The organism is Gaiella sp., assembly GCF_057140465.1.
Genome location: NZ_DBNHWK010000066.1, coordinates 56,219 through 72,550 on the forward strand (window position 1 = coordinate 56,219; position 16,332 = coordinate 72,550).

A 16,332-nucleotide genomic window follows, 5' to 3' on the forward strand; every position below is an offset into this window, starting at 1 on the left:
ACGGCTACGCTGGATCGCCGTGCGTCTCGACGTCTTCACCCAGATCCCCCATGCGTTCGCCTGGATGACGGAGCATCCGCCGATCGCCAACGTCCTCGGCGACGAGCTCGAGCTGCGGCTGCTCGGCTATCGCGACACGTCTCCGCTCCGCGGGGGCCAGGTCGACGACGAGCCCTACGGGGGTGGTCCGGGGATGGTGCTCCGCGTCGACGTCGTGGCCGCCGCCCTCGACGGCCTCTACGGCGACCGCCTGCCCCGACGCGTGATCGCCCTCACGCCCTCCGGGCGCGCGCTCGACCAGCCGCTCGTGGAGGAGCTCGCCCAGGAGCCGCACGTGGCGCTTCTCTCGTCCCGCTCCGAGGGCTTCGACGAGCGGATCGTCGAGTACCTCTGCACGGATGCCGTGTCGATCGGGCCGTTCATCCTCTCCGGTGGAGAGCTGCCCGCGATGGTGCTCGTGGACGCCATCGCGCGTCGCCTGCCGGGGGCGCTCGCCGACGGATCGGGCGAGCACGAGAGCTTCTCCGTCGCGCTTGCAGGCGGTGTCGAGTACCCGCACTACACGCGCCCGGCGGTGTTCCGCGGCTGGGCGGTGCCCGATGTTCTGCGCTCGGGTGACCACGCGCGCATCGCGACGTGGCGGCGTGAGCAGAGCGGCATCCGGAGCCCGGCGTGAGCGAGCACGACCTCTACGGCCCTCCGCACCGCCTGCCGGACGACGAGGACGGGCAGGCGGCGCCGCTCCCTCCGCCTCGTTCCGACGAGGCCGGCGTGGGCGTGCCCGCACGGCCGGAGACCGAGGACGGCCCCGGTCCGAGCGCGCCTCCCGGCTGGCCGACGACGCCCGCGGAGCCGCCCGCTGCCGACACGACGGACGATGGGATGCCCCTGGGCATGCCGCCACTGCCTCCGTCGGCCGAGCGTGAGCACCACTCGCGGAACCCGGTCGATCGGCTGTTCCGTCGCCTCCCGCGGCCGCTCCGGATCACGCTCGACTGGGTCGTCACGATCGTCGGCGCGGTCGCGATCGTCCTGCTCATCAAGGCCTACGTCGTCAACCCGTACCGCATCCCGTCGTCGTCGATGGAGCCGACACTCCACTGTGCCCAGCCGGCGAGCGGCTGCGAGGCGCGGTTCTCGGACCGCGTGCTCGCGAACCGGTTCATCTACCACCTGCGCGATCCCCGGCGGGGCGACATCATCGTCTTCGACACGCCCCCGCAGGCACAGGAGCGCTGCGGTGCGGGCGGGACGTTCGTCAAGCGCATCGTCGGGCTTCCGGGCGAGAGGCTGGAGATCCGACTCGTCCGGGGCGACGCCTACGTCTTCATCAACGGGCGGCAGCTGAACGAGCCGTACGTCGAGGCGGGCCGACGGCAGCTCGGCTCGACGTTCGGCCCGGTGAGGGTGCCCCAGGGCAGGTACTTCGTGATGGGGGACAACCGCGAGGCATCGTGCGACTCGCGCGAGTGGGGGGCGGTGCCCGAGGAGAACATCATTGGGAAGGTCTTCGCGACCTACTGGCCTCCGAACCGCCTCTCTCTCCACTGACCGCGCCGCCCGCGGCGGGCACCTCGTGGAGGGCGGCCGTGCGACGACCCCGTGCCGCCCGCCCCGCAGCCGCGGGCCGGTGCCGCGCCTGCTCCCGCGCGATGCGCTATCATCCGCGGCCCGCCGATCCACCAGGGGCCTCCTCATCATGGGCACGATCATCGAGAGCATCGAGCAGCGTCAGCTGCGCAGCGACCTGCCCCGCTTCAAGGCGGGAGACACGCTGCGCGTGCACTTCAAGGTGATCGAGGGCACCCGGCAGCGGGTGCAGGTGTTCGAGGGCATCTGCATCAAGCGGCAGGGGTCGAGGGCGCGGGAGACCTTCACCGTGCGCAAGAACTCGTTCGGCGTGGGCGTCGAGCGGACGTTCCCGCTCCACTCGCCCAAGATCGAGAAGCTCGAGGTCGCCGCGATCGGCGACGTGAATCGCGCGAAGCTCTACTACCTGCGGGGGCGCGTCGGCAAGAAGGCGCGCGTTCGCGAGCTGCGCCAGTCCTAGCCCGGTCGTCCCTTCCCGGGCTACCGTGAGAGCGTGTCGCGACCCGCTCTCGCGCTCGTCGCCCTCGTTCCGCTCGTGCTGGTCGCGACCGCGTGCGCGGGCGAGCGTCCCGAGCAGCGGGCCGCCCGGGCCGTCGTCGCACGTCACGTCGTCGGGTTGGAGGGATACGACGCCGACGACATCCGCTGCACCGGGAATCCGCGGCCGTGGTTCGTGGAGCAGTCGACGTCCGTCTACATCTGCGCGGTCGCCCGCGACGACGGCGACTGCGACTGGTTCCGCGTGACCGTCCGCGACGGGAACGCAGAGGTGACGCTCGACACGCGCCGGGCCGGGTGCGTGCTGCCCGCCTGACGTCACGCCTCGAACGCGGCACGGAGCGGATGCGGTCCCGTCCGGAATGCGGCGATATCCTCGGGCCGATGCCCCCGACGAGCCCTGGTCAGCGCCTCCTCCGTCATGACCGGCGACTCGGTGTTCGCTTCGTCGCGGGGGCGGACGAAGCGGGTCGTGGCCCGCTCGCCGGGCCGCTCGTGGCAGCCGGCGTGCTGTTCGACTACGAGACACTGCGTGGCCCGCGGGTCCGTCCGCTCGCACGGCTCAACGACTCGAAGCAGGTGTCACCCGATGACCGGGAGCGGCTCTTCTCCGCCGTGCTCGCGTCGGCGACGCGGGTCTCCGTGCGCGTCGTCTCCGCCGCGGACATCGACCGCAAGGGGCTCCACCGCTCGAACCTGGCCGCCCTGCGCTCGGTCCTGACCGACCTCGCCCCGCCGGCGGAGGCCTGCCTCGTCGACGGGTTCCGCCTCGGTGACGAGGCGCCGCCGCACCGGGCGATCGTCGACGGCGACACGAAGTCGGCCGCGATCGCCGCCGCCTCGATCGTCGCGAAGGTGACCCGTGATCGGATCATGCGGAGGCTCGACGCCCTGTCCCCGCGGGACGGGTTCTCCTCGCACGTCGGCTACATCACCCCGGTGCACACGGCCGCCGTCCACGAGCACGGGCCGTGCGCACAGCACCGGCGCTCGTTCAACGCCAGGGCCTACGGACGGCAGGACGCACTCGTCGCGGTCCGCGCCGGGTGAACGCCGGCGAGCGTCGCGCCGCCCGCCACTATCGTCTGCGCGGCTACACGGTGCTCGACGCGAACGCGCGGGCAGGCGGCTACGAGCTCGATCTCGTGCTCCGCCGGGGCCGGCGCCTCGTGTTCTGCGAGGTGAAGGAGAAGCGGGGCGGCCGCTTCGGCACTCCGGCGGAGATGGTGGACGCGGAGAAGCGCAGGCGCGTCCGCCGGGCGGCCGCCGCCTGGCTCGCAGCACATCCGGCGCTCGCCGACCTCGCCGTCCGGTTCGAGGTGGCGGCGGTCGAGGGCGGACGCGTCCGGCGGCTTCCGGACGACGGGATCGTGTAGGCGGGCGCGCACGGGCACGGTTCGGCCCCGTGCCGACGGCCTGACTCCCGGTGGGTGTCGTCCCGCGGGCGACGGCTGGGCGATGCGCGTCCGCGCGAGAGGACCTCGTACCGACGGCGTCGAACTCGGGCGCATGGCCGTCACCCAGGAGGCACTGTACGGCGAGCTCGACGGAGTCGACCCGTCGCTCTCGTGGTCGGAGGCGCAGCTCCCCGAGCGTGAGCGGACGAAGCACGTCCACCGCCTGCACCCGTACCTCGGCAAGTTCGTCCCGCAGCTGGTCGAGGCGCTCCTCGATCGGTACGTCACGCCCGGAGGGAGGGTGCTCGACCCGTTCGCCGGCTCCGGCACGACGCTCGTGCAGGCGCTCGAGTCCGGCCACGACGCCGTGGGTGTGGACATCGCCGCGTTCAACTGTCTCCTGATGCGGGTGAAGACGCGGCCCTACAACCTCGACGTCCTGCGACGCGACCTCCTGTGGGCGCACGACGAGGCCGCCGCCTTCAGGCCGCGGGGTCGCACCCCAGCGGGCGCGCCCGCGTTCGTGCGCGAGTGGTACGCCCCGGAGGCGGCGGAGGAGCTGCTGCACTTCCGATCGCTCGTCGAGCAGGTGGGATCGGCGGACGTGCTGCGGGTCGTGCTCGCCCGCGCCGCTCGCTCCGCGCGCCGGACGACGCACTTCGACCTCGACTTCCCCCGCTCGCCGCAGCGCGATCCCTACTGGTGCCACAAGCACAAGCGCACCTGCACGCCCGTGGCATCGGCCCGGCGCTTCCTCCTCCGGTACACGCTCGACACCCTCGCGCGCATCGAGTCGTTCGCCGCGGCCCGGTCCGAGCAGCGGATCGCCGAGGTCGTGCACGGCGACGCCGAGGACGTCGGCCTGCCCGGCGTCTGTGACGCGGTGATCACGTCCCCTCCGTACCCGGGCCTGATCGACTACCACGGCCAGCATCGGTACGCCTACGCACTGCTCGGGCTCGACGAGCATCGCGACCGCGAGCTCGGCTCGCCCCTCCACGGGACGGGACGTGCCGCGATCGCCGCCTACGTCGAGGGCGTGGCGGGGGTGCTCCGGAGGGCGCGCGCCGCGCTTCGTCCGGGGTCGCCACTCTGCATCGTCGTCAACGACCGACGCGAGCTCTACCCCGAGGTGCTCCGGCAGGCGGGGCTCCACCTCGAGGAGCGGCTCGAGCGGCACGTCAACCGCCGCACCGGCCGACGCGCCGGCGAGTACTTCGAGTCGATCCTCGTCACGACCTGACCCGGCGGGCCCCTCGTGCGGGGGGCGAGATGAAAGGATTCGGTCAAGTCCTCCCGGGAGACGCCGACGCGGCCGCTACGGTCGACGTGAACCGAACAGGGAGGAAGACATGCGCACACTCCTTCGCCGCCGGCCCTCGCCGGCCATGGTCGTTGCGTGCATTGCGTTGCTCGTTGCGCTGAGCGGCACGGGGATCGCGACCGTCGCAGCCGTTCCGCGGAACAGCGTCGGCACTGTCAACCTGAAGAACAACGCGGTCACGACGGCGAAGATCCGGAACAACGCCGTCACCTCGGCGAAGATCCGGAACGGGCAGGTCGCCACCACCGATCTCCGCAACGGTGCCGTCACGAGCGCGAAGGTGCGCAACGGCTCGTTGTTCGCCGAGGACTTCGCACCGGGTCAGCTGCCCGCCGGTCCGCCCGGCGCGAAGGGCGACAAGGGCGACAAGGGCGACAAGGGCGACCCGGGGACGTTCGGCTCGGTCACGGTTCGCACCGCTCAGGTGACGATCCAGGGTGGCACCGGCGAGAACGGCGAGTACGTCACACGCGCGGTCTCGAGGAACTGCGATTCCGACGAGAAGGCGATCTCCGCCGGGACGAGCTGGTCCGACGACGGGAACGACCTCGAGCTCTTCGTCGTGCAGATGCGCCCCGTCCTGAGTGGAGGCAACGTGGTCGGCTTCACGGCGCGCGGCGGCAACGACAGCGGGCAGTCGAGCACGTTCACCCTCTACGTGCTCTGCTACAAGGGCTGAGCAGACGACGTGACGGGGGCGCACACGCGCCCCCGTCACACTTCCGGCCCGAGGAGGGCACACAACGGGCCGAGCTCACCGCGTAGCGTCGGCCGTGTGCTCGCACGTGCCGTCACGTTCGCCCTCGTCGGGCTCGAGCCCCGGCGCGTCGAGGTCGAGGCGCACCTGCCGCGCGGCATCCCCGGCTTCACGGTCGTCGGGCTCGTCGACCGCGCGTGCCAGGAGGCGAAGCATCGTGTGCGCAGCGGTGTCGCGTCCTCGCTCCTCGACTGGCCCGACGCACGCATCACGGTCAACCTCGCCCCGGCCGGTCTCCGCAAGGAGGGATCGGGGTTCGACCTGCCGATCGCCCTCGCCGTCCTCGCCGCGTCGCGACAGCTCCCCGCGGAGCGCCTCCTCGAGCACGCGTGCGTCGGTGAGCTCGCCCTCGACGGGCGTGTGCGTCCCGTCCCGGGCACGATCGCCGTGGCGGAGGGTGCCGCTGCGCACGGGCTCCGCCGCGTGCTCTGTGCGGCGTGCTCGGCACCGGAGGCGGCGCTCGCAGGTGTCGAGGCGATGCCCGTGCGTCATCTCGCGGAAGCCGTCGCGTACCTCCGTGGCGAGGTCGAGGTGCATGCCGCGGCCCCCGCCGACGCAGCGAGCGGGCCGGCGGCCGTGCCCGACCTCGCCGACGTCCGCGGGCAGGAGCGAGCGCGCCGAGCGCTCGAGCTCGCGGCCTCGGGTGGGCACAACCTCCTCCTCGCGGGTCCTCCGGGCACGGGCAAGACGATGCTGGCGCGCCGGCTGCCGTCGCTCCTCCGGCCTCTCAGCCGCGTCGAGGCCCTCGAGGTGACCCGGATCCACTCGGTCGCGGGCCTGCTTCCCACCGACCGTGTGCTGCTCGACACACCGCCCTTCCGGGCCCCTCACCACGGGGCCTCGGCTGCCGCGGTGATCGGCGGCGGAATCAACCCGCGGCCCGGTGAGGTCAGCCTCGCGCACCGTGGCGTTCTCCTCCTCGACGAGCTGCCGGAGTTCCCGCGGTCGGTGCTCGAGGCGCTCCGCCAACCGCTCGAGGACGGTGTCGTCGCGGTGGCCCGCGTGGGCGGTCGTGCCGTCTTCCCGGCCCGGTTCCGGCTCGTCGGCACCATGAACCTCTGCCCCTGCGGCGGGCGCGGAGATCACGCCCTCGAGTGCTCGTGCAGTGCGGCGCGTCTCGCTGCGCACCGTGAGCGGCTCTCGCGGGCCCTCCTCGACCGCTTCGACCTCGTGGTGGCGATGCCGCGCCCGCGTGCGGAGCAGCTCGCGGCTCCTCCGGGTGAGGCGTCGTCGGTCGTCCGCGAGCGCGTCGCGGCGGCCGTGGACAGGCTGGGACGGGAGCCGCCGCGGAGGACCCCGGCGGCGACGGAGTTGCTCGACCGGGCCGTCGACCGGGTGCCCCTCTCGGGTCGGGGGCGGGCACGCGTCGCACGCGTCGCCCGGACGATCTCGGCCCTCGCCGGTACGTCTGCCGTGCAGCCCGAGCACGTGGCCGAGGCGCTCTCGTACCGGGCTCCCTCCGAGCTCCGGGCGGCATGACGTTCGGTCGTGTGCGCCGCGGCGACAGGGGATACCCGCCGCTGCTCGCCGCGATCCACGACCCGCCGGCGTCGCTCTGGTTCCGCGGCGACGTCGACCCAGCGCTCCTCTCGCGGACGGCGGTCGCCGTCGTCGGTGCACGTGCCTGCTCGGGCTACGGGCGGGCAGTCGCACGAACCCTCGCACGCGAGCTCGCCGGTGCCGGCGCGGTCGTGGTGAGCGGGCTCGCGCGTGGCATCGACGGAGAGGCCCACCGGGGGGCGCTCGAGGCGGGCGGCCCGACCGTCGCCGTGCTCGGCTGCGGGATCGACCGCGACTATCCGGCGGCACACGGGGATCTCGCCCGTCGCATCACCGCCGCCGGTGGAGTGATCGTGTCGGAGTACGAGGCCGGTGTGGAGCCCGCGCCGTGGCGCTTCCCGGCCCGGAACCGGATCATCGCCGGCCTGTGTGCGGCGACGGTCGTCGTGGAGGCACGGACGCGCTCGGGAGCGCTGATCACGGCCGACTTCGCGCTCGAGGAGGGGCGGGAGGTGCTCGTCGTGCCGGGCGAGATCACGTCCGCCCTCTCGGCGGGCACGAACGCCCTCCTCCGCCTCGGGGCAGTCCCCGTGACGTCACCGGAAGACGTGCTCGAGGCGATCGGCCTGGAGCGGGCAGACGGCCTCGCCGAGCCGCCGCGCGGCCCGGCGGCGACGGTGCTCGATGCGGTCGGCGCCGGCCCGGCGACGATCGACGAGATCGCCAGACGCTGCGGCCTCGACGCCGGGCTCGTCGCGGCGGCGCTCGTCGAGCTCGAGCTCGCGTCCTTCGTGGTGACGGATGACGGGATCGTCCGTCGCGCAACCGTCTAGGATCGCGCGGTGCCCTCGCTGTGGCTCGCCGAACCCGCTCCACCGCGGCGCGTGTCGCGGCTCGACCGCCCACCCGACGTGCTCGTCGTCGGCGGCGGGGTCACCGGCTGCTCGTGCGCCGTGACGTTGGCCGCGGCCGGGCTTCGCGTCAGGCTCCAGGACGCCCGTGAGGTCGCCGCCGGCGCCAGTGGGCGCAACGGGGGGTTCGCGCTCCGCGGTGGCTCGGCTCCCTACGACGTCATGCGCTCCTCGATGGGCGGCGATGCGGCACGGATGCTGTGGCGCGCGACGGAGGTGGCGATCGACGAGATGGAGGCGCTCGCCGGAGATGCGCTGCGCCGGGTCGGCAGCCTGCGGATCGCCGTGGACGACGAGGAGCGCACCGAGCTCGAGGCCGAGTTCGCGGCCCTGCACGAGGACGGCTTCGCCGCGGAGTGGATCGACGAGCTGGACGGCCCGCTCCACGGGCGGTACGCGGGTGCGCTGCGGCATCCGACGGACGCCGCCCTGCAGCCCGTGCGCTGGGTCCGCCGCCTCGCCGGCCTCGCCGCCGAGGCGGGCGTCGAGATCCGCGAGCACGAGCGCGTGGTGTCGCTCGACGACGTCGGCGACGCCGTCGTGATCGTCTGCACCGACGGGTACCCGAGTCACCTCCTGGGAGAGCTCGAAGGGCTGATCGTGCCGACACGCGGGCAGGTGATCGCGACGGAGCCGATCGAGGAGCGGTGGTTCGAGGTTCCGCACTACGGACGGCACGGCTTCGACTACTGGCACCAGACACCGGACGGGCGGATCGTGGCCGGTGGGTTCCGCGACACGTCGCTCGAGACCGAGTTCACGGACGTCGAGGAGACGACACCGGCCCTCCTCGACGCGCTCGAGGGGTTCGTCGCATCGCTCGCCGGCCGGCCGCTGCGCGTGGACTACCGGTGGGCCGGCATCTTCGGGCTCGTCCTCGACTTCCTCCCGGTCGTCGGGCAGGTTCCCGGTCGGGAGCGGCTGTGGGTGTCGGCCGGCTACTCCGGGCACGGCAACGTGCTCGGCTTCCTCTGCGGACAGCTCGTCGCCCGGGCGGTGCTCGGCGACCGCGACCCGCTGCTCGACCACTTCGAGCCGTCGCGGCTGCTCTAGCCGCTCGCCGACGAGCCGGCGACACGCACGGTGTATGGGCGCCCCGCGCTCGGCGACCACCGGTCGGGCCGAGCGGGCGCGCCCCGCCCGCGTGCGCTACAGCGCGATCGTCGGCAGGTCGAGCTCGCCCGCCTTCGCGAGTGCCGCGTTCGCGATCGCGAGGTCCTGGATCGCGAGGCCGGTCGAGTCGAAGAGCGTGATCTCGCGCGCGCTCCCCCGCCCGTCCGCGTCGCCGGCGAGCACCGCGCCGACGTCGGTGACGTCGTCCCGTCCCACGAGGCCCGCCTCGACGCCTGCCGCGAGCTCGCCGCCGTGGCTGGCCTGCTCCCAGTCGTCGCAGAACAGCCGTGTCCGGCGGAGCTCGCCGATCGCCACCTCCGCCTTGCCGGGGCCGTCCGCTCCCATCAACGACACGTGCTGGCCGTCCGCGAGCGACCCCTCGGGGAAGAGCACGGTCGTGCCGGGTGTCACGGTGACGACGACGTCGCAGCCGAGCGCCTCTGCGGCGGACGACGCGACCTCGGCGCCGAGACGCCCGGCGACCGCCTCGCGGCGCGCGGGGTCGACGTCCCAGAGGAGCGGCCGCTGCCCGCGCGCCACGAGCATCCGGGCGGTCTCCGCTCCGTTGACGCCGCAGCCCACGACGGCGACGGACGAGGCCCCGGGTCGTGCGAGCACGTCGGCCGCGACGACCGCGGCCGCGGCGGTGCGCAGAGCGGTCACGGCGGCCGCGTCGAGCACGGCCTCGAGCTGCCCCGTCTCCGCATCCGACAGGAGCACGAGCCCGGTCACGGTCGGGAGGCCCCGAGCCGGATTGCCGGGGAACGAGGTCACCCACTTGAGGAGTGCGTGCCCGCCGCCGAGCGCCGGCATCGCGCGGAAGTCCCCGGCCGGGTAGTTCGTGACGTAGACCTTCGGCGGCATCGTCCACTCGCCACGATGGTGGGCGACGAACGCCGCGCGCACGGCGTCGTACGCCTCGTGCGGTGAGACGGCCTCCTCGACCGCGCGCCCGCTGAAGAAGAGAACGGCCACCCGCGCAAGCGTACTCGGGTCGTGGTGGAATCACGACGTGGAGCCGACGATCGTCGTCCGGGACCTCACGGTCGTGCGCGGGTCGACGGAGGCGCTTGGCAGTGTCTCGCTGGACGTGGCCGGGGGGCGGGTGACGGGGCTGCTCGGCCCGAGCGGGAGCGGCAAGACGACGCTGATGCGCTCGATCGTGGGCGTCCAGCGGGTCGCCTCCGGCCGCGTGGACGTGCTCGGCCTCCCTGCCGGCGTGCCCGAGCTCCGCCGTCGGGTCGCCTACGTCACCCAGTCTCCCTCGGTGTACGCAGACCTCACAGTCCGCGAGAACCTCCGCTTCTTCGCCAGCATCCTGCGCGCCGACGGCGACCGTGTCCTCGGCGCGATCGAGGCCGTCGGGCTCGGCGATCACGCCGGCCGGGTCGTCGGCACTCTCTCCGGCGGCGAGCGCGCACGGGCCTCCCTGGCCACCGCACTGCTCGGGGCGCCGGACGTGCTCGTGCTCGACGAGCCGACCGTCGGGCTCGACCCGGTGTTGCGGCGCGACCTGTGGCGGCTCTTCCACGAGATCGCCGCCGGCGGGAGGACGGTGCTCGTCTCGAGCCACGTGATGGACGAGGCCGAGCGGTGCGACGACCTCGTCCTGCTCCGGTCCGGACGCGTGCTCGCGCTGTCGACGCCGGCGCGGCTCCGTGAGGAGACCGGCGCGGACGACCTCGACGGCGCGTTCCTCCGGCTGATCGACGGCGAGGACGGAGTGTGAGCGCGCACACGACGCTCGCCGTCGCCGCGCGGGTGCTGCGGCAGCTCCGGCGCGACCCGCGCACGGTCGCGCTCCTGATCGGCGTCCCGACGGTGCTCGTCGTGCTCCTCCACGAGGTGTTCGCCGCCCGGGACGACGTCTTCCAGCGCGTCGGCGGCCCACTGCTCGGGATCTTCCCCTTCATCTCGATGTTCCTCGTCAGCTCGATCACGATGCTGCGGGAGCGGGTGTCCGGCACGCTCGAGCGCCTGATGTCGATGCCGCTCGCGAAGCTCGACCTCCTCGTCGGCTACGCGATCGCGTTCGCGGCGCTCGCAGCGGCCCAGGCGGTGGTCGTCTCGGTCGTCGCGCTCGGGCCGCTCGGCCTCGAGGTCGAGCGGCCGGTCGCGGTCGTCGCGCTCGCCGTCGGCAACGCGGTCCTCGGGATGTCGCTCGGCCTCTTCGTCTCGGCCTTCGCGCGCACCGAGTTCCAGGCCGTCCAGTTCATGCCGGCGTTCGTCTTCCCGCAGCTCCTGCTCTGCGGGCTCCTCGTGCCCCGCGACGAGATGGCCGCCTGGCTGGAGGCGATCTCGTGGCTGTTGCCGCTCACGTACGCGTACGACGCGCTGGAGCGGGCGACCGCCGCCGCCCCGCTCGACGCGCGCTTCTGGGTCGACGTCGCCGTGGTCGCCTGCGTCACGGTCGCCGCGCTCGGTGCCGGCGCTGCCACGCTCCGCCGCCGCACGACCTAGCGTGAGTGGAGCATCGCGAAATCCGGCGGGACGCGCCGTGTCTCGCTGCTACGCCTCCTTGACGGCGCCGATCAGGTCGAGGAGCGAGTCCTTGGCGTTCCCGAACAGCATCGTCGTCTTCTCGTCGAGGAACAGCTCGTTGTCGATGCCGGCGAAGCCGGTCGCCATCGACCGCTTCATCACGACGATGCTCGCCGCCTTGTCGACGTCGAGGATCGGCATGCCGTAGATCGGGCTGCCGGGGTCGCTCCTTGCGGCCGGGTTGACGACGTCGTTCGCGCCGATCACGAGCGCGACGTCGGCCTGCGGGAACTCCGGGTTGACCCGGTCCATCTCCTTGAGCTGGTCGTACGGGACGTTCGCCTCGGCGAGCAGCACGTTCATGTGGCCCGGCATGCGACCCGCGACCGGGTGGATCGCGTAGACGACGTCGACGTTCTTCTCCTCGAGCAGCTGCGCGAGCTGCCGGACGTCGTGCTGCGCCTGGGAGACGGCGAGGCCGTAGCCGGGCACGACGATCACCTTGCGCGCGTAGGCGAGCTGGACGGCGACGTCGGCGGCGGTCGTCGAGCGGACGGTGCGGCCGTCGTCGGCGCGTGCCTGGCCGGCGCCGGCCTGGACCTGCCCGAATGCGCCGAACAAGACGTTGGCGAGCGATCGGTTCATCGCCTTGCCCATCAGCACCGAGAGCAGCGTTCCGGAGGCGCCGACGAGCGCGCCGCCGATGATCAGCGCGTTGTTCTGGATCACGAACCCGGTCGCGACGCCCGACAGCCCGGAGAACGCGTTCAGGAGCGCGATCACGACTGGCATGTCGGCGCCGCCGATCGGCAGCACGAAGAGGGCGCCGAGGAGGAGCGACACGACGATCAGCAGCACGAGCGCCGTCATCGACTCGTCGATCCACGCCCATGCGCCGAGCCCGATCGCGGCGGCCGCGAGGGCGGCGTTGAGCGGCTTCTGCGCCGGGAACACGATCGGGCGCCCGGTGAGCAGTTCCTGCAGCTTGGCGAACGCGATGATGCTGCCCGAGAACGTGAGCGACCCGATCAGCACGCTCAGCGACGCCGCGAGCAGGACGTTCCAGTCGGGGTCCTTCCCTGCGACGGCGTCGAACTCGGCCGTCGCGACGAGTGCCGCTGCCCCACCACCGAGCCCGTTCAGCAGCGCCACCATCTGCGGCATCGCCGTCATCCGCACGAAGCGGGCGCCCGCGACGCCGATCGTCGCGCCGACCGCGAGGCCGACGGCGACGAACCAGTAGCGGTCGACCTCTTTCAGGGTGAGCGTGAACGCGATCGCGATCACCATGCCGACGGCGGCGACCATGTTCCCGCGCCGCGCCGTCCGCGGCGAGGACAGCGCCTTGATGCCGATCACGAACGCGATCGCAGCCGCGACGTACGCGAGGTCGACGACGTTCTCGGAGAGGGAGAAGCCGAGCGTCATTCCTCTGGCTTCCGGCGCTTGAACATCTCGAGCATGCGGTCGGTGACGAGGAAGCCGCCGACGACGTTGACGGTCGCGAACACGATCGCGACGAAGGCGAGCGCCTTCTGCAGCCCAGAGTCGGACGCGCCGCCTGCGACGATAGCGCCGACGATGATGATTCCCGAGATCGCGTTCGTGCCCGACATCAGCGGCGTGTGGAGGAGCGTCGGGACGCGCGAGATCAGCTCGAAGCCGAGGAACGCAGCCAGCGCGAAGATCGTCAGCGAGGCGATCAGCGTCGCGGTGTTGCTCATGCGGTCACTCCTTCCGGCCGCGCGACGCAGGCGCCGGCGGTGATCTCGTCGTCCCAGTCGAGCACGAGCTCGCCCTCCGGTGCGAGGTGGTCGAGCAGCGCCTCGACGTTGCGGGCGTACAGTCGGCTCGCGTCCGCGGCCATCAGGGAGGGGAGGTTCGTGAGCCCGATGATGGTCACGCCGTGCGCGACCGTCTCCTCGCCCGGGCGTGTCAGCTCGCAGTTGCCGCCGGTCTCGGCGGCGAGGTCGACGATCACCGATCCGTCCGCCATGCGCTCGACCGCGTTCGCAGGGATCAGGCGCGGTGCCGGGCGGCCCGGCACGAGTGCGGTCGTGACCACGACGTCGAAATCGGGGATGCGCTCCTCGAGCGCACGCTGCTGTTCGGCCTGCTGCTCGGGGGTCAGCTCCTTCGCGTAGCCGCCCTCGGTCTCCTCGCCGACGACGCCGAGGTCGAGGAACGACGCGCCGAGCGACTCGACCTGCTCGCGCACGACCGGACGCACGTCGAAGGCCGAGACGACGGCACCGAGACGGCGGGCGGTCGCGATCGCCTGCAGCCCCGCGACGCCCGCCCCGAGCACGAGGACGCGCGCGGGCGCGACCGTCCCGGCGGCGGTCATCAGCAGCGGGAACATCTTCGGCGAGCGGTCGGCGGCGAGCAGCACCGCCTTGTAGCCCGCGACGGTCGCCTGCGAGGAGAGCGCGTCCATCGACTGGGCGCGCGTGATGCGAGGGATCGATTCCATCGCGAACGCGATCACGCCTTGTGTGCGGAGGCGCTCGATGCCGTCGGGGTCGCTCAGCGGGGCGAGGAAGCCGATGACGACGGTCCCGGCGGCGAGCCGCGCGACCTCGTCGGCGCTGGGAGGGGCGACGCGGACGGCGGCGGCGGCACCCTCGAAGAGCCCGGCGCCGTCGCCGATCGTCCCGCCGGCCGCCTCGTAGTCGGCGTCGCCGAAACCCGCGCCCACACCGGCGCCGCGCTCGACGGTGATCTCGAATCCCCGCGTGCTCAGCTTCTGCACGATCTCGGGGGTGAGAGCGACGCGGCTCTCGCCGGGCGCGGACTCGACGGGGACGACGACGCGCATGTAGACACGAATCTACGGGAAGGGATCGACGTGCGCGGGGGGAACCTTCCACCGTGCTCCAGTTGGACGCTTTCACGGCCGCGTTGGGGGTGTGCGACGAGACGCTCGAGGCGCATGCCCGGCGCGTGTCCGGCTTCGCGGGAGCGGTCGCACTGCGCCTCGGCTGGGAGGACCGCGAGCTCGCCGGGCTGCAGCTCGGCGCCGCGCTGCACGACGTCGGGAAGCTCGGCATCCGGTCGGAGGTCCTCTCGAAGCCCGGTGCGCTCGATCCCGCCGAGCGCGCGGAGATCGAGACGCACCCCATCGAGGGCGCATGGCTGATCTCGAGCGTGCGCTCCTTCGCAGGCGCGCTTCCCTACGTGCTCTTCCACCACGAGCGCTGGGACGGGGAGGGGTATCCCACACGACGCTCCGGCCGGGCGATCCCCATCGAAGGCCGCGTGCTCGCGGTCGCCGACGCGTTCGACGCCATGACGTCACCCCGACCGTACCGCGAGGCGCTGAGCGCGGACGCGGCGGCCGCCGAGGTCGAGCGCTGCTCGGGGACACAGTTCGACCCGGAGGTCGCCGAGGCCTTCCTGGATGCGCTCACGTGCGGCGAACTCGAGGGCGTCGCGCCGGGCCTCGGCGTCACCGCGTCCGCCAGCGCCTGACCGTCGTCGGTCGGCGGCGCGCCAGCGCTACAGCGACGCCCAGACCTCGAGCTTCGTCCGGGTGCGGCGGATCACCTCGTCGGTGAACGCGGTCGTCCCGTAGTGGCCGCCGAGGTCGGCCGTTCGCACGCCCTCCGCGACGGCCTCCAGGCACGACTCGCGAATCGCCCGGCCGGCGGCCTGGCACGGTCCGTCGTCGACGTGCGAGAGGAGGGCGGCGGCGGCGAGGATCATCGCCATCGGGTTCGCGACGTCCTTGCCCTCGAGGGACGGCGCCGTCCCGTGCGCGGCCTCCGCCATGAGCGCCGAGGGCGTGTCGTGGCCGTCCTCGTCGAACGCGACGAGCAGCGACTCGGAGCCGGCGATCGAGCCGAACAACGGGAGGACGAGATCCGAGAGGATGTCGCCGTCGCGATTGAGGGCTGGGATCACCATCGGGGCGCCGGACGACGAGATGAGGAGGGCGAATGTCGCGTCGATCAGCTGCGGCTCGTAGGGGACGTCCGGATGGCGGTCGGCGGCCGCGTCCATCTCCTCCTTCAGCATGCCCTCGTAGACGGGGCTGACCGTGTACTTCGGCCCGCCGAACACCTTCGCCCCGGTGCGCTCGGCCTGCCGGAACGCGAACTCCGCGACTGCTCGGCAGATCCGTCGCTCGATCCGCTCGGTGCGAAACGCGACCTCGTCGTCCCCTTCGCCCTCGCGCCATTCGCGGGCGCCGTACGCGTCGCCGACGGCCATGCGCACGACCGAGATCGGCGAATGGACGCCGCCCAGCGGCACGACGCCGGGAATCCGACGGCCGGTGCGGACGATCACCTTGCCGCCGATCTCTTCACGGAGGATGCGATTCGGGGAGCCGACGTCGCCGGGGGCCTCCGGGGTCACCGTCGCCGCCTTCAGCCCGAGGCCGTGCTCGCGGACGGCGCGTGCCGCCTCGTGGACGACCGCGTTCCCGGTCGCCCGCCGGTGGCCGATCGAGAGGTCGAACCGCGGAAGCCCGAGCTCGACGCCGATCACGTCGGGCTGGAGCACGCGGAGGGCTTCGTCCAGCAGCTCCTGGCCGGTCTGGTCGCCCTCGAGGACGACGATCGTGTGCGACTCCATCGGCTGGATTCTAGAGCGCGTCGTCGGCCTCTCGCGGACGAGCGTTCAGGTGATTGTGACTGGAAATCTCCCGAAAATTCTCTTGTCGGAGGACGAGGATCGTACTACGCTACGTTCCTCGTATTATTCCGACAACAGGAGCGACAACGTGGCGAGAAAGACCGTGCTCGTGTGCGACAGATG

General features: G+C 72.7%; 19 protein-coding genes. 14 read left to right on the plus strand and 5 right to left on the minus strand.

Going from position 1 to position 16,332, the window contains the following annotated elements; translation table 11 throughout:
- Positions 1-19: 19 nt before the first annotated feature.
- The 11 genes from trmD to AC162C_RS09605 all read left to right on the plus strand — a co-directional run bounded on the left by trmD (position 20) and on the right by AC162C_RS09605 (position 9,030).
- Complete coding sequence (trmD, locus tag AC162C_RS09555; RefSeq protein WP_484097343.1) at positions 20-676, plus strand: tRNA (guanine(37)-N(1))-methyltransferase; 657 nt, start codon at positions 20-22, stop codon at positions 674-676.
- Positions 673-1,551: a signal peptidase I gene (gene lepB / locus AC162C_RS09560; RefSeq protein WP_484097344.1), complete on the plus strand. Its 879-nt coding sequence runs from the start codon at positions 673-675 to the stop codon at positions 1,549-1,551. The genes trmD and lepB overlap by 4 nt, the downstream gene beginning before the upstream one ends.
- Positions 1,552-1,699: 148 nt before the next feature.
- A complete protein-coding gene (gene rplS / locus AC162C_RS09565; protein ID WP_462973427.1) occupies positions 1,700-2,050 on the plus strand; it encodes a 50S ribosomal protein L19 in 351 nt (116 codons plus the stop codon).
- Positions 2,051-2,083: 33 nt separating this feature from the next.
- Positions 2,084-2,404: a hypothetical protein gene (locus tag AC162C_RS09570; RefSeq protein WP_484097345.1), complete on the plus strand. Its 321-nt coding sequence runs from the start codon at positions 2,084-2,086 to the stop codon at positions 2,402-2,404.
- Between the two features lie 68 nt (positions 2,405-2,472).
- Positions 2,473-3,138 carry a ribonuclease HII gene (locus tag AC162C_RS09575; protein WP_484097346.1) on the plus strand — a complete coding sequence of 222 codons (666 nt, stop codon included), beginning with the start codon at positions 2,473-2,475 and terminating at the stop codon, positions 3,136-3,138.
- Entirely contained in the window at positions 3,135-3,464 is a 330-nt protein-coding gene (locus tag AC162C_RS09580) for a YraN family protein (protein WP_484097347.1), read from the plus strand. Before AC162C_RS09575 ends, AC162C_RS09580 begins: the two co-directional genes overlap by 4 nt.
- A gap of 133 nt (positions 3,465-3,597) precedes the next feature.
- Positions 3,598-4,728 carry a DNA methyltransferase gene (locus AC162C_RS09585; RefSeq protein WP_484097348.1) on the plus strand — a complete coding sequence of 377 codons (1,131 nt, stop codon included), beginning with the start codon at positions 3,598-3,600 and terminating at the stop codon, positions 4,726-4,728.
- A 166-nt stretch (positions 4,729-4,894) separates the two neighbouring features.
- Positions 4,895-5,488, plus strand: coding sequence for a hypothetical protein (locus tag AC162C_RS09590; protein ID WP_484097349.1), 594 nt, complete (start codon positions 4,895-4,897; stop codon positions 5,486-5,488).
- A 96-nt stretch (positions 5,489-5,584) separates the two neighbouring features.
- Positions 5,585-7,045 carry a YifB family Mg chelatase-like AAA ATPase gene (locus AC162C_RS09595; RefSeq protein WP_484097350.1) on the plus strand — a complete coding sequence of 487 codons (1,461 nt, stop codon included), beginning with the start codon at positions 5,585-5,587 and terminating at the stop codon, positions 7,043-7,045.
- On the plus strand, positions 7,042-7,899 hold the full coding sequence (gene dprA, locus AC162C_RS09600; protein WP_484097351.1) for a DNA-processing protein DprA: 858 nt from the start codon (positions 7,042-7,044) through the stop codon (positions 7,897-7,899). Before AC162C_RS09595 ends, dprA begins: the two co-directional genes overlap by 4 nt.
- A gap of 9 nt (positions 7,900-7,908) precedes the next feature.
- Positions 7,909-9,030 (plus strand): NAD(P)/FAD-dependent oxidoreductase, encoded by a 1,122-nt coding sequence (locus tag AC162C_RS09605; protein WP_484097352.1) that lies wholly within the window; start codon positions 7,909-7,911, stop codon positions 9,028-9,030.
- Positions 9,031-9,126: 96 nt separating this feature from the next.
- Here AC162C_RS09605 and AC162C_RS09610 read toward each other — a convergent pair whose 3' ends face one another.
- The gene (locus AC162C_RS09610) at positions 9,127-10,065 is read right to left on the minus strand and encodes an ornithine cyclodeaminase family protein (RefSeq protein WP_484097353.1); all 939 of its coding nucleotides are present in this window, start codon (positions 10,063-10,065) and stop codon (positions 9,127-9,129) included.
- A 37-nt stretch (positions 10,066-10,102) separates the two neighbouring features.
- On the opposite strand from AC162C_RS09610, the gene AC162C_RS09615 reads away from it, so the two are divergent.
- Both AC162C_RS09615 and AC162C_RS09620 read left to right on the plus strand, forming a co-directional pair.
- Positions 10,103-10,819: an ABC transporter ATP-binding protein gene (locus tag AC162C_RS09615; protein ID WP_484097354.1), complete on the plus strand. Its 717-nt coding sequence runs from the start codon at positions 10,103-10,105 to the stop codon at positions 10,817-10,819.
- Positions 10,816-11,550, plus strand: a complete 735-nt coding sequence (locus AC162C_RS09620; protein WP_484097355.1) for an ABC transporter permease — start codon at positions 10,816-10,818, stop codon at positions 11,548-11,550. Before AC162C_RS09615 ends, AC162C_RS09620 begins: the two co-directional genes overlap by 4 nt.
- A gap of 48 nt (positions 11,551-11,598) precedes the next feature.
- Here AC162C_RS09620 and AC162C_RS09625 read toward each other — a convergent pair whose 3' ends face one another.
- The 3 genes from AC162C_RS09625 to AC162C_RS09635 are packed head-to-tail and all read right to left on the minus strand — an operon-like array spanning position 11,599 to position 14,389.
- On the minus strand, positions 11,599-12,999 hold the full coding sequence (locus AC162C_RS09625) for an NAD(P)(+) transhydrogenase (Re/Si-specific) subunit beta (RefSeq protein WP_484097356.1): 1,401 nt from the start codon (positions 12,997-12,999) through the stop codon (positions 11,599-11,601).
- Positions 12,996-13,295, minus strand: coding sequence for an NAD(P) transhydrogenase subunit alpha part 2 (locus AC162C_RS09630; protein WP_484097357.1), 300 nt, complete (start codon positions 13,293-13,295; stop codon positions 12,996-12,998). Before AC162C_RS09630 ends, AC162C_RS09625 begins: the two co-directional genes overlap by 4 nt.
- Positions 13,292-14,389 carry a Re/Si-specific NAD(P)(+) transhydrogenase subunit alpha gene (locus AC162C_RS09635; RefSeq protein WP_462974220.1) on the minus strand — a complete coding sequence of 366 codons (1,098 nt, stop codon included), beginning with the start codon at positions 14,387-14,389 and terminating at the stop codon, positions 13,292-13,294. Before AC162C_RS09635 ends, AC162C_RS09630 begins: the two co-directional genes overlap by 4 nt.
- Before the next feature lie 62 nt (positions 14,390-14,451).
- On the opposite strand from AC162C_RS09635, the gene AC162C_RS09640 reads away from it, so the two are divergent.
- Positions 14,452-15,042 carry an HD-GYP domain-containing protein gene (locus AC162C_RS09640; RefSeq protein ID WP_484097358.1) on the plus strand — a complete coding sequence of 197 codons (591 nt, stop codon included), beginning with the start codon at positions 14,452-14,454 and terminating at the stop codon, positions 15,040-15,042.
- Between the two features lie 27 nt (positions 15,043-15,069).
- On the opposite strand, the gene AC162C_RS09645 is transcribed toward AC162C_RS09640, so the two are convergent.
- A complete protein-coding gene (locus tag AC162C_RS09645; protein ID WP_462974222.1) occupies positions 15,070-16,149 on the minus strand; it encodes an isocitrate/isopropylmalate family dehydrogenase in 1,080 nt (359 codons plus the stop codon).
- Positions 16,150-16,332 lie beyond the last annotated feature (183 nt).

Coding starts and splice junctions, on each gene's coding strand:
- rplS (WP_462973427.1), top strand. CDS start 1,700: ATGGGCACGATCATCGAGAGCATCGAGCAGCGTCAGCTGCGCAGCGAC.
- AC162C_RS09575 (WP_484097346.1), top strand. CDS start 2,473: ATGCCCCCGACGAGCCCTGGTCAGCGCCTCCTCCGTCATGACCGGCGA.
- AC162C_RS09585 (WP_484097348.1), top strand. CDS start 3,598: ATGGCCGTCACCCAGGAGGCACTGTACGGCGAGCTCGACGGAGTCGAC.
- dprA (WP_484097351.1), top strand. CDS start 7,042: ATGACGTTCGGTCGTGTGCGCCGCGGCGACAGGGGATACCCGCCGCTG.
- AC162C_RS09625 (WP_484097356.1), bottom strand. CDS start 12,999: ATGACGCTCGGCTTCTCCCTCTCCGAGAACGTCGTCGACCTCGCGTAC.
- AC162C_RS09630 (WP_484097357.1), bottom strand. CDS start 13,295: ATGAGCAACACCGCGACGCTGATCGCCTCGCTGACGATCTTCGCGCTG.
- AC162C_RS09635 (WP_462974220.1), bottom strand. CDS start 14,389: ATGCGCGTCGTCGTCCCCGTCGAGTCCGCGCCCGGCGAGAGCCGCGTC.
- AC162C_RS09645 (WP_462974222.1), bottom strand. CDS start 16,149: ATGGAGTCGCACACGATCGTCGTCCTCGAGGGCGACCAGACCGGCCAG.